A 12,964-nucleotide genomic window follows, 5' to 3' on the forward strand; every position below is an offset into this window, starting at 1 on the left:
CAGTACCTTCACAGTCACGCGCAAAAATCCATTAAAAATTGCCTACGGCAATGGGATTTTTGCCTGCTGACCCATGTTTTCGTACGGTCAGCGCAGTAAATGCGCAGACCTACTGAACAGTTACGGTTATTCTATAATTCTTTTTTTGTTTCTTTAACTTTTCTTGATTTTTACAACTTATAATTTAGAGTGTTCCATCCATCTTATGAATCACACTCCATAATACCCGCTTCCGCCGCTAATTCCTGCAGAATATGTTCCAGCACGCGTTCCCGGTCATTATCAAATTCCGGCAAATATAAGAAACGCACGTCGCGTTCCCGCCGGAACCAGGTAAGCTGACGTTTCGCAAAATGGCGCGTATCGCGTTTCAGGATATTGACCGCTGTCTCCAATGACATTTCGCCATTTAAATATGCCAGAATTTCTTTATATCCAAGTCCCTGCATCGCCACTGAATCACGGCGACAGCCCATCGCCTGCAGCTGCCTCACTTCCTCGACCAATCCCTCTTCCATCATCTCATCGATCCGCTTCTCGATCCGCTCATAGAGAACTGTCCGATCGGTATTTAATACATAATAGAAGAAATGGTACGGTGAAATCTTTGCCCGCTCCGCCTCATTGTGGGCAGAAATCTTCTCGCCCGTCTGCTCATAATATTCCAGCGCGCGGATCACACGTTTTACATTGTTTGCGTGGATCGCCTCCGCCGATTCTGGATCGACCGCCCGCAGACGCTCATGCAGGACTTCTGCCCCCTGTTCGGCTGCCAGGCGTTCCATCTCCTCCCGAAACTGCGTATTTTCGTCGATCTGGGTGAAATCAATATCATTGAGCAGTGCCTGAATATAAAAGCCGGTTCCACCTGCCACGATCGGAATTTTTCCGCGGCTGTAAATATCTTCCGCCGCCGCGCGGGCAAGCGCCTGAAACCGCACGACATTGAAATCCTCAGTCGGCTCTAAAATATCGATCAGATGGTGCGGCACACCGTCCATCTCTTCCAGGCGTATCTTTGCCGTACCGATATCCATGTGGCGGTACACCTGCATCGAATCCGCGCTGATGATCTCGCCGCCGATCCGCCTGGCAAGCTGAATGGACAGCGCCGTTTTTCCGACTGCTGTCGGTCCGGTCAGGACAATCAGGGGCTTTTTTTCAGCCGCTTGTTCCAGATTTCCCATAAGACTTTCTCTCCTTTTAATGGGTTATACAATCCGTTTGAATTTCTTCTCCAACTCATATTTGCTCATCGATATGATCGTTGGGCGTCCATGTGGGCACGCATACGGATTTTTGAGTTCCAGAAGCTCATCGATCAGCTTGTCCGCTTCGGCAAATGATAATGTGTGATTGCCCTTGACCGCCGCCTTACACGACATCGTCGCCACACGCTCATTGATGAGATCCGGGGTTCCGCTTCCATTGCCCTCCGCCAGATCGTCGATCATCTCCATCAGAAGCTCGCGTTTTGCGACGGAAAAGAGGTTCGCCGGAACGGCACGCACCGCGTACTCCTTGCCGCCAAACGGCTCAATCTCAAATCCGATCGAGGTAAAATGTTCCATATACTGCTCTAATTTGAGCTGCTCACTGCTGTTGAGACTCAAAATGATCGGCGGATCGATCATCTGGGAGGTGTACTCCCTCTTTTGAAGGGATGCCATCGTCCGCTCATAGAGGATTTTCTCATGCGCCGCATGCTGATCAATGATGTACAGATTATCATGATACTCCACCAGCCAGTATGTGTCAAACAGCTGTCCGATCAGGCGGTGGTTCGCACGCGCCGGTTTGGTCAGGAGTTTATCTTCAAACAGATCCATCTGACGGGGCTTTTCAGATGGGGCGGACTGGGTCGATCCCGTTGAAACAGATGCAGGAGATGCAGTTTGCCCCGCTGAAGCTGAGATGGATTCGCTGGAAGGCGCTGACGTGGTCGGCTCTGGCAGATCTGACTCTGTATTAATTGAAACATTTTCAACTCTGCCGGTTGTGTCGGTTCTTCCAAACACTTCATCGAACCGCCCCGTTCCTGACACAGCCACATTTGATCCGCTGCCGTTTTCAGCCCCATATCCCGGCATATCTTCCGAGACCGACATCATTTCTGCCTGCGACGCCCCCAGACGTTTCGTCTCAAACGGTTCCGGATGTTCCTCACGGATACGGACTGGTTTTAAGGACGGACGGCTGCCCTGGTTGCTTTCCATCTTTCTGGTTGGAAGCTCCGGCAGCACTCCCTTTTCCAGCCCCGGAATCTTCAGCTCTTTCTCTGCATTCTTCTCATTCTCCAGCGAAACCGCCGGAATCAGTTCCCGGTTAGCGAGTGCCATCGCGATCGTATGGTAGACCGTCCGGTAGATCTGTTCGCCGTCCCTGAAACGGATCTCCATCTTCGCCGGATGGACGTTGACGTCAATATACGACGGATCGATCGTAAATTGCAGCATCGTAAATGGATACTTGTGCTGCATCATGAACGGTTTATATGCGTCCTCGATCGCCTTTCCGATGATACTGCTCTTGATATAGCGTCCGTTGATGAAATAATTTTCATACGTGCGGTTGCCGCGCGCGATCAGCGGCTTACCGATGAAGCCGCCTACCCGGATCGGATCAGCTCCGGCATCCACCTCAATCAGGTTTGCCGTGATCTCGCGTCCAAAGACCGCATAAATTATATCTTTTAAGTTATGATTTCCAGAGGTATGGAGACGGCTCTGGTTGTTATTGATGAAACGGATGGAGATTTCCGGATGCGACAGAGCAATCTTTTCGACTAAATCTGCCACATGGGATCCTTCTGTCGCCGGCGTTTTTAAAAACTTCCGGCGTACCGGTGTATTGTAGAACAGATCTCTGGCGATAAAGGTCGTACCTTCCGGCGCACCGACCTCCTCCAGTCCCAGTTCCTCGCCGCCCTCGATGCGGTAACGGGAACCACTGATCGAATCGTTTGTTTTCGTGATCAGTTCCACCTTCGCCACCGACGCGATCGACGCCAGCGCCTCGCCGCGGAACCCTAACGATGCCACCTGAAACAAATCCGACGCCGTCCGGATCTTGCTGGTCGCATGGCGCTTAAATGCCAGTGGGATCTCCTCGCGCACAATGCCGCTTCCGTTATCCGTCACCCGGATCGTCTGCAGACCGCCGCCCTGAATCTCCACCGTGATCGCCGTCGCCTTCGAATCGATCGCATTCTCCAAAAGCTCCTTGACAACCGACGCCGGCCGTTCAATGACCTCGCCGGCTGCAATCTGATTGATTGTATTGGAATCCAAGACCTGAATCGCAGCCATCTATCTCCTCCACATCCTTCCTAAACTCTTTTTTACTGGTGCATCCACCGGTTTTTCAGCTTCGCCTGCAGCTTATCTAATGTATTGAGCGCATCCAGCGGAGACATCCGGTTTACTTCCAGTTCCATGATCTCCTTGATGATATCGTCCTCATTGACCGTGTCAAAGATCGACATCTGCTGCAGATCTACCTCGTCCGGTTTTGCCACCTTTTTGCGCGTCTGGGTTCCCGGACCATTTTCTGCAATCTCCTTCGCACGCGCTGTAATGTCGGCATCGCTCAACTCTTCCACCAGTTCTTTTGCCCGATCGATGACCGGAGCCGGAACGCCTGCAAGCTTCGCCACCTGGATGCCGTAGCTCTTATCGGCGCCACCCTTCACGATTTTACGCAGGAAGACGATATCGTCGCCCTGTTCCTTGACCGCAATACAGTAGTTGTTGACGCCGCTTAAGGTTCCTTCCAGCTCTGTCAGTTCATGGTAATGTGTCGCAAACAGCGTCTTAGCACCCAGAATCTTCGTATTACTAATATACTCCACAACCGCCCAGGCGATCGAAAGACCGTCGAAGGTACTCGTACCGCGCCCGATCTCATCGAGAATCAGAAGGCTGTTTTTCGTCGCATTCCGCAGGATATTCGCAACCTCGGTCATCTCCACCATGAAGGTACTCTGACCAGATGCCAGATCATCCGAGGCGCCCACACGGGTAAAAATACGGTCGCAGAGACCGATATCCGCCTCATCCGCCGGGACGAAGCTTCCGATCTGCGCCATCAGCGTGATCAGCGCCGTCTGACGCATATAAGTCGACTTACCAGCCATGTTCGGACCGGTAATGATCGAAATCCGGTTCTTTCCGTTGTCTAAATATGTGTCATTGGCGACAAACATCTCGCCGCCCATCATGCGCTCTACGACCGGATGACGTCCGTTTTTGATGCGGATGATGCCCTTTTCGTTGATATGAGGTTTCACGTAATTGTAACGCGTCGCCACCACCGACAGAGACGCCAGCACATCCGTCATCGCGATCGCACGGGCGGTACTCTGAATCCGGTTTACCTCGCCCGCGATCTGGTCGCGCACCTGGCAGAACAGATCATATTCCAGAGAAACCAGCTTGTCCTCGGCGCCGAGAATGATATCTTCCAGCTCTTTCAGCCGGTCGGTCGTATAGCGCTCTGCGTTTGTCAGGGTCTGTTTACGGATGAAATAATCCGGCACCAGATCCTTAAAGGAATTAGTTACCTCAAAATAGTAGCCAAATACCTTATTGAACTTGACTTTCAGGTTTTTGATGCCTGTCTTTTCGCGCTCGCTCTGCTCTAACTGTGCCAGCCAGTCTTTTCCTTCCGTCTTTGCATGACGCAGACGGTCTGCCTCCTCATGGTAGCCTTCCTTGATGATGCCGCCCTCGCGCACCGTGATCGGCGGCTCTTCCACGATCGCCTTGTCAATCAGTTCCTTCAAATCTGCCAGCGGATCCAGAGCAGCTTCCAGGTTTTTAAGCAGCTCGCCTGAAAACTCCTTCAAAATCTGTTTGATATACGGAAGCATCGCCAGTGAATTGCCAAACGCGATGAGATCGCGCGGATTTGCCGTCCGGTAACTGATGCGTCCGATCAGACGTTCGAGATCGTAGATCGGATTCAGATATTCGCACAGCTCCTCGCGGCTGATATAGTTCATGTTCAGCTCTTCGATCGCATTCTGGCGGCGCAGGATCTCCTCCCGGCTGATGAGCGGCTGCTCCACAAGTGTCCGCAGCATACGGGCGCCCATCGCCGTTTTCGTCTTATCAAGCACCCAGAGAAGTGTGCCCCGCTTCTGCTTTTCCCGGAGCGTCTCAGTAAGCTCCAGGTTCCGGCGCGTGGACGTATCCAGCATCATAAACTGTCCAGTCGTATAGACAGTCAGGCGCGTCAGGTGTTCCAGTGTATTTTTCTGCGTCTCATACAGATACTGCAGGACAGCACCCGCCGCGATCGCGCCCGTCTCATAGTCTGCCAGTCCCAACGCTTCCAGGTGCTCTACATGAAAATGTTCCCGCAGGATTCTCCGGCAGGAATCATCAGAAAAGAACCGATTTTCAAGTGCTGAGATCACGGCGTTTAACCGTACTTTCAAGTCCTCTAAATCGATTCCTGACATGTAAAAAGCCTCGTTGCAGATAAGCTCCGACGGCGAAAATTTATAAATTTCATCTAACAGACTGCGCTCGTTGCGAACCTCCGTCACAAGATAGTCGCCCGTGCTGACATCAACCGTCGAAACGCCGAATACACCGTCTATGTATACAATTCCCATCAGGTAATTGTTTTTTGATTCCTCCAGAACCTGTGAATTTGTCAGGGTTCCCGGCGTCACCACCCGGATTACCTCCCGCTTCACAAGTCCCTTTGCCTGTTTCGGATCCTCCATCTGCTCTGCGATGGCGACCTTATATCCTTTCTGGACGAGACGGCTCAAATAACCCTCTACGGCATGATAAGGAACGCCGCACATAGGCGCGCGTTCCTCCAGTCCGCAGTCTTTTCCAGTCAGGGTAAGTTCCAGTTCTTTCGAAACAGTCTGGGCATCCTCAAAAAACATCTCATAGAAATCGCCAAGACGATAAAACAGAATACAGTCCGGATACTGTTTTTTCGTCTCCAGATAATGAGTCATCATTGGTGAAAGTGCCACAATTTACCTCTCTTCATCGCGATCTGCCCGTTTTCCGGCACTTCACTCATCTGTATGCCAGACCAGACAGACCGCTGTCGTTTTATTTTAGTTGAATTTCGGATCCGTCGGATCCCAGGTCTGCTGATCGGAGATCGGTACCAGCTCCGGCTTATCAAATGGAGATGCTACATTGGCATCCTCGTATACCTGTACAGTCGTTCCCAGATGGCAGTTATCATATACCCACTTGGAGTTTCTACAGTTCAGGCGTACACAGCCTAAAGAACGGGAGACACCCAGACCATTATAGCCGACGGTCAGAAGGTTATTCTCATTCGGGGTTGCGTATGTAATCGAATGGAACAGGAATCCCTGTGTGATACGGGTTGCATACTGGGTGTAAGTATCATTTACCATCAGTCTCCAGCGATATTTCTCCGGTGTCTTGAAAGTTCCAATCGGTGTATCATCACCGACGGAGGTCAGCATCGCTTTCACTGGAATAATATATCCGTTATTGCCGTCTTTTGCATAAACCGTCAGGCAGTTCAGTGTCTTATTTACCTTCAGGAGATAATCGGACTGCTTGCCAATCAGGCTGTCTACGTCCTGAACCAGACGACCGCAGGAGTCAAAGTAGAACTTGTAACCATCGATATACTGCCAGCCGGTCTTTGCGTAGCCATTTTCAAAATAATAACGTACAAAGTCATCGGAAAGCCAGCCGTTATATACGCTTCCGTCCTCATTGAACATAACCGTTGCATTTTCTGCTACGCTCAGTCTGCTGGAAGCAGCTGATTTGTAGCGCGGTGCTGCACTCTGCGGACCTGCGCTTCCCTTCGGAACTAATACGACTTCAATCGAAAGGATCTTCTCGCCGATATCCACGGTACCAGCCACTTCGCCGTTCTTCGCATATCCCATCTTGCCCTGACCACTGGATGTAACGCTATAGTAAACATCGTACATCTTCTCAGCCTGACCGGAAAGCTGAATCTGGATCGCCTCTACCCAGCTTCCAGAACCAACCACACCGGTCTGGATGCCGTCATGGTACCACCACAGATAACCGCCTGTGTTGGTATATGCACGGTAGGACACGCCGCCGATCCCCTCAAAGTTTTTCAAATCCATCGCAAATGCAGAAATATCGCCTTCCGCATTATACAGATAATTGACGCCGACATGAAGTGCCGTGTTCTCATCCTGCTGCCCGGTTCCCTGGTTGAACTGCTCTGCCGATGTTGACGAACCGGTGTTTGGCATACCGACTGTACCGTTTGCAATGTCATCTGCCGGTCCTGCATATGCGACGGAAGCACTTCCTGCCAGCATGAAGGCTGACAGCAGAACCGTCAATCCTTTATAATGCTTTTTCATAAATTTATCCTCCTTAATCTACCAGGGATCCCATATAGTAAAATCCCTTGGATTCCTTCAGATATACTTTAACAATTTTACCAATCAGCTCTTTTCCACCTGGGAAATGAACGATTGTGTTATTGGACATACGTCCGGTTACCAGTCCCTCCACGTGACTGTCCGGTTCCTCCACCAGAACCTCCTGCACCGTATGGACATCTCGTCCACAGACCTGTGCGGAAATCGCCTGTACCTCTGCGAGCAGACGGTCGAAACGTTCTTTGACAACTTCTTCTGGAACCTGATTTTCCATCGCTGCCGCCGGAGTTCCGGTGCGCTTCGAATAAATAAAGGTAAATGCACTGTCGTAGCGGACTTTCCGCACAACCTCCAGTGTCTCCTCGAAATCTTCCTCCGTCTCTCCCGGAAATCCAACGATGATATCCGTCGTCAGGGAAATATCCGGTACCGCCTTGCGGATGCGCTCTGTCAGTTCCAGATACTGCTCCTTCGTGTAATGGCGGTTCATCTTCTTTAGGATCTCGCTGCTGCCCGACTGAAGCGGCAGATGCAGATGGCGGCAGATCTTCTTGGAAGATGCCATCACTTCGATCAGCTCATCCGACAGATCCTTCGGATGGGAGGTCATGAAACGGATCCGTTTAAGCCCCTCAATCCGCTCTACCCGGCGCAGAAGTTCTGCAAAGGTAATTGGAGATTCCAGGTTCTTTCCGTAGGAATTGACATTCTGCCCTAACAGCATGATCTCCACGACGCCGTTCTTAACCAGCTCTTCAATCTCACGGATGATGTCCTCCGGCGCACGGCTGCGCTCGCGTCCGCGCACATACGGGACGATGCAATAGCTGCAGAAATTGTTGCAGCCAAACATGATATTAACGCCAGACTTAAATGTATATTTGCGCTCCGACGGCAGATCCTCAACGATCTTATCAGTTCCTTTCCAGATATCGATGACCATCTTCCCCGTCTCAAAGCGCTGTTCCAGCAGCTCTGCCAGTTTATATACATTGTGTGTGCCGAAAATCAAGTCCACAAAGCGGTAGCTCTTCTTTAATTTCTCTACAACCTCCGGCTCCTGCATCATGCAGCCGCAGAGTGCGATCATCATGTGCGGATTCTTTTTCTTGAGACTGTGAAGATACCCTAAACGTCCATACACGCGCAGGTTCGCATTTTCACGGACTGTACATGTATTGTAGAGGACGAAATCCGATTCCTCACTGGTTCCTTCCACAAATCCTGCTTCCAGCAGAATACCGAGAAGCTTTTCTGAATCGTGTGCATTCATCTGACACCCGAACGTCGAGATAAAGCAGGTCAGCGGACGCCCCAGTTTGTCCGAAATCTCCTGTACCTTCTGGCGGCAGAGTGCCATATAATACTGCTGGCGATCCGGTTCCTGCTGCGGTATACCGCCCACCGGAATCTGACATTTGTCAGACACAAACACGCCTGCTGCGGATTCGGACGAATCGTTTGTATGTAAATCCATAAATTGTATTGCTCCTTACTATTCTTTCATTATCCTAATAATCCTAATATTTCATACATTAGATAATATTACTATATGGCGCTCATTTTCGCAAGTCCCATTCCTGCCAGAATCCTTTCCAGTTTCTTACAAAATATTCCGGTTCATGTATCTGGAAGCAAAAACAGAGTTTACCACACGGCTGCTCTGTTCCTGTATGCCTTTGATATGTTTCTGCTTCGCGCGAGTGCGCCAGACATTACAAAACTTTAATTGTCTGCTCCGGTGTCACAATATATGCCATTTTTTTATCGTGCTTTTCGGTTTCAAATGCCGGAAACAACTGGAATCCATAGCAGATCCCCACCGCCATATGGTCCGGTTCTGCCGCAAAAAAGCGGTCATAATACCCCGCCCCATAACCGATGCGGTTTCCGTCCTTGGAAAACCCTACGCCAGGCGTGATCACCAGCGCTTTCGGCGCATCTGCCTCCTGACATCCGTCCGCCGGTTCCGGGATGCCATATGCCCCCGCCACAAGCTGGCTCCGATCTGTGACATAGAAAAAACGCATCTCACGCCCAAACACCCGCGGCAGCGCTACCCGGCAGCCGCGCTTTAACAGCTCGTCAATCAAATATTCCGTACTTGCCTCACCGCGCACACTCGTATAAGCATACACTGCCGTCCCGGCTGATGGAAAGAGGGGGTGGAGACGTTCTAACAACGCCTCATCCCATCGTTGTTTTTTTTCTGGCAGCAGAGTCCGGCGTTTTTGAAGGACATATGCGCGAATCTCCTGTTTTGATATCTGCGATCCAGATGAATGAATAACCATCTCTTCTACCCTTCAATTAATTCTTCGTATCCGTAACGCCGCCGTATTTCTTACCCAGATCCGTAATAGAACCGTCTTTCTCTTTAATCAGTATCGAATTTAACTGTCCTCGCATATTTCCACGGATTGACTCAATGTACTCCTTCCGAAGCGCTGCCTGCTCTTTTTTCTCTTCTTCGGTCAATCCAACTGCCTGGCTCTTATGATATAACGTATTAATACGGTCAATTCTTTCCTGTTTCATCTATCATTTCTCCTCTTATAATGCTTGTTTCTTCGCAGCTACAGGCAGACATCCTTACTATAAAGCCTAAAGCCGCTGAACCATTCTCTCTCACAATTTAATTTTGGGGATAGCATACTTCGCGATAATTGCCTCTGCCGTCTTCATCCCATCCATCGCCGCCGAGGTAATACCGCCCGCATATCCAGCGCCTTCGCCGCATGGGTAAATGCCCGCGATCGTGCTGCTCTCCATCGTCGCGTGGTCACGCGGAATCCGCAGCGGCGAGGAGGTCCGGCTCTCTACTCCGGCAAAAACCGCATCCTCGCGGTCAAAGCCATGAATCACATGTCCAAAATGTTCCATTCCCTCTAACATCGCTGCCGAAAGCGCTTCCGGCAGCACCTCCCGCAGATTTCCAAATGCAAACTGCCCTTCAAACTGTGGTGTCACTGCTCCAAATCCCGTTGAAATCCGGTTTTCCCGGAAATCTCCATAAAGCTGTACCGGGATTTTTCCGCCGCCGCAGCGGTATGCCGCTTCCTCCAGCTGACGCTGGAACGTCACGCCGCCAAGTGTGCCCGGCTGTGGAAAATCCTCCGGTGTAACGGTCACAATCAGAGCGCTGTTTGCGTTTGCACCGGCACGATCGTGGTTGCTCATGCCGTTGATTGCCAGCCGTCCCGGCTCTGAGGATGCATCCACAACAAAGCCGCCCGGACACATACAGAAAGAATACACGCCCCTGCCTCCGGAGGTCTGTGCCGTCAGCTTATAGCTGGCAGCCCCCAGATTCCCGGCCTCTTCCCGTCCGTACTGGCTTAAGTTGATCTGCGTCTGTGGGTGCTGGATCCGCAGTCCCACCGCAAATGCCTTTGCCTGCATGTCGAGCGGTTTCTCTGCCAGCATCGCAAACGTATCGCGGGCGCTATGCCCGATCGCCAACACCAGTGCCGATGCCGGAATCTCCTCCACCGTCCGTCCTGCCTCCGACGTGCCTTTACGGGCACTGACGCGGATGGAACACAAATGACCATTCTGTGTCTCAAAGTCCTCCAGACGGCAGCCAAACCGTACCTCACCGCCCAGACTCTCTATCTCACTTCGAATATTCTTTACCACCGTCCGCAGAACATCCGTTCCAACGTGCGGCTTGTTCACATAGGTAATCGCCGGATCCGCGCCCGCCTGCGCCAAGATTTTCAGCACTTCCTTATTCCGCCCAGACGGATCCTTGACTAGCGTATTCAGCTTTCCATCTGAAAACGTACCGGCACCGCCCTCGCCGAACTGCACATTGCACTCCGGATCCAGCGTTCCATCTGTCCAATAGCGTGCAACCGCCTTTGCACGGCTGTCCGCATCCAGCCCCCGTTCCAGAATAAGCGGGCGATATCCGGCACGCGCCAACATCAGACCACAAAACATACCTGCCGGACCAAAGCCCACGATTACCGGTCGTTCCCGAAGCGGCTCTATTCCCGGATCAGGCAGGCGGTACGCCTCTTCCTTTCGGATCTGCACATTTACACTGCGCGCACGTTTGACAATCGCCGCCTCTTTCCCTGCCACTGCAACATCTAATGCATATAAATAGTACAGATCTGGCTTTTTGCGCGCATCCAGAGACTGGCGCACCAGCTTCACCGACTGTATCTGATCTGCCGATACTCCCATCATTTTGGCAGTTTTCTTGCGAAGATCCGCCTCACTGTGGCTGACCGGCAGTTTTACCTGATTTACTCGTATCATTTATCTGACTCCCTTCCAGCACATTTTCCAGCTGCTGCACCGCTGCTCCACGCCCACTGGAGATTATAACCGCCGCAGATGCCATCGACATCCAGAATCTCCCCGGCAAAATATAACCCTTTTACCTTCTTCGATTCCATCGTCTGTGCGTCAACCTCCCGCACATCGACGCCGCCGCAGCAGATCTGTGCCTGTTCAAAGGAATTTGTACCGTTCACGCTGACCTCAAACCGGCAGAGCAGATCCCCCAGCGTCTGAATCTGTGCCTCTGTCAGGCTGCCAACCGTCCGATCTGGCCGGATTCCTGCCTGTTTTAAAAACAGAGCTGCCAGTTTTTTATGTATCCAGCCGGAAAAAAAGTCCTCCACCTGCCGTTCTTTCAGGCGCTCACTCCGCTCTTTTAATATCCGGCGTGTCTCCGTTTCCGGGCATTCCGGATAAAAATTGAGTACCGCCCGTACATCCCGTCCCTCATCGAGCGCGCGCGCCGCAAAGCGGCTGACCTGGAAAACCGGAATCCCCGAAATACCATAATCCGTAAGCTGCACCTCGCCCTTGTCCTCCGCCAGCTTTCTGCCATCGCTGTAGAGTATCACAGAGGCATCCGCGCGTACTCCGGCGAGCTGTTTAAAGAACTTTTCCGGGCAACGAAGCTGAACCAGTGCCGGAAGCGGCTTGATGATATGGTGTCCCAGCCGTTTCGCCAGCTTATATCCGCTTCCATCCGAACCTGTACCCGGTGCCGCCTTGCTGCCGCACGCCAGAATCAGCGCCTCGCCCGAAAAGCTCCCCTGGGACGTCTTCACTTCAAACCGGTGTTTCGCATCTTCGCGCGGCGTGATCGAGAAAACTTCACATTCCGTCACCACCTGAACCGACTCCCGCGCAAGTCCCAGACGGAGTGCATCTAAAACAGCGCTTGCCTGCCCGGAATATGGATACAGATATCCGTCCCGTTCCCGCGTCAAAACGCCGAGATCCTCAAAATATTCCAGTGTCATCGGAAGCGTAAACGCCCCAAGCGCCTTCCATGGAAAATCCGGCTGACCACTGCGGTAGCAGAACGGCTCCTGCAAACGGTTTGAAAGGTTACAGCGTCCATTGCCGGTAGACAGAATCTTCTTGCCGACCCGGTCTTTATGTTCCAGCAGAACCACCTGAGCGCCCTCCCTGGCAGCAAAAATGGCAGCCGTCATTCCGGCTGCTCCCGCTCCCACTATGATTACTTTATTCTGACTCATCCCTATTTCCCTTCCTGACCGCTTACTTCGTACCGTTCATACGCGGACTTTCTTCTTTGTTTTTTGACTG

9 protein-coding genes are annotated in these 12,964 nt (G+C 51.7%); all 9 read right to left on the reverse strand.

What is annotated here, in order from left to right:
- Positions 1 to 203: 203 nt before the first annotated feature.
- Positions 204 to 1,187, reverse strand: coding sequence for a tRNA (adenosine(37)-N6)-dimethylallyltransferase MiaA (gene miaA / locus DWX68_RS06380; RefSeq protein ID WP_106999846.1), 984 nt, complete (start codon positions 1,185 to 1,187; stop codon positions 204 to 206).
- A 24-nt stretch (positions 1,188 to 1,211) separates the two neighbouring features.
- Positions 1,212 to 3,308, reverse strand: coding sequence for a DNA mismatch repair endonuclease MutL (gene mutL / locus DWX68_RS06385; RefSeq protein ID WP_118628852.1), 2,097 nt, complete (start codon positions 3,306 to 3,308; stop codon positions 1,212 to 1,214).
- A gap of 32 nt (positions 3,309 to 3,340) precedes the next feature.
- Positions 3,341 to 5,983, reverse strand: a complete 2,643-nt coding sequence (gene mutS / locus DWX68_RS06390) for a DNA mismatch repair protein MutS (protein WP_106999844.1) — start codon at positions 5,981 to 5,983, stop codon at positions 3,341 to 3,343.
- Positions 5,984 to 6,085: 102 nt separating this feature from the next.
- The gene (locus tag DWX68_RS06395; RefSeq protein ID WP_106999843.1) at positions 6,086 to 7,363 is read right to left on the reverse strand and encodes a L,D-transpeptidase family protein; all 1,278 of its coding nucleotides are present in this window, start codon (positions 7,361 to 7,363) and stop codon (positions 6,086 to 6,088) included.
- Positions 7,364 to 7,376: 13 nt separating this feature from the next.
- Positions 7,377 to 8,744, reverse strand: coding sequence for a tRNA (N6-isopentenyl adenosine(37)-C2)-methylthiotransferase MiaB (miaB, locus tag DWX68_RS06400; RefSeq protein ID WP_333523587.1), 1,368 nt, complete (start codon positions 8,742 to 8,744; stop codon positions 7,377 to 7,379).
- 355 nt (positions 8,745 to 9,099) lie between these two features.
- Positions 9,100 to 9,678: a 5-formyltetrahydrofolate cyclo-ligase gene (locus DWX68_RS06405; RefSeq protein ID WP_118628853.1), complete on the reverse strand. Its 579-nt coding sequence runs from the start codon at positions 9,676 to 9,678 to the stop codon at positions 9,100 to 9,102.
- A gap of 16 nt (positions 9,679 to 9,694) precedes the next feature.
- Complete coding sequence (locus DWX68_RS06410) at positions 9,695 to 9,922, reverse strand: DUF896 domain-containing protein (protein ID WP_022359502.1); 228 nt, start codon at positions 9,920 to 9,922, stop codon at positions 9,695 to 9,697.
- 90 nt (positions 9,923 to 10,012) lie between these two features.
- Entirely contained in the window at positions 10,013 to 11,653 is a 1,641-nt protein-coding gene (locus DWX68_RS06415; protein ID WP_118570358.1) for an FAD-dependent protein, read from the reverse strand.
- Positions 11,650 to 12,894 (reverse strand): NAD(P)/FAD-dependent oxidoreductase, encoded by a 1,245-nt coding sequence (locus DWX68_RS06420; protein ID WP_118628854.1) that lies wholly within the window; start codon positions 12,892 to 12,894, stop codon positions 11,650 to 11,652. The genes DWX68_RS06415 and DWX68_RS06420 overlap by 4 nt, the downstream gene beginning before the upstream one ends.
- Positions 12,895 to 12,964 lie beyond the last annotated feature (70 nt).

Source organism: Clostridium sp. AF20-7 (assembly GCF_003479275.1).
In the GTDB taxonomy this organism is placed as follows: domain Bacteria; phylum Bacillota; class Clostridia; order Lachnospirales; family Lachnospiraceae; genus Otoolea; species Otoolea fessa.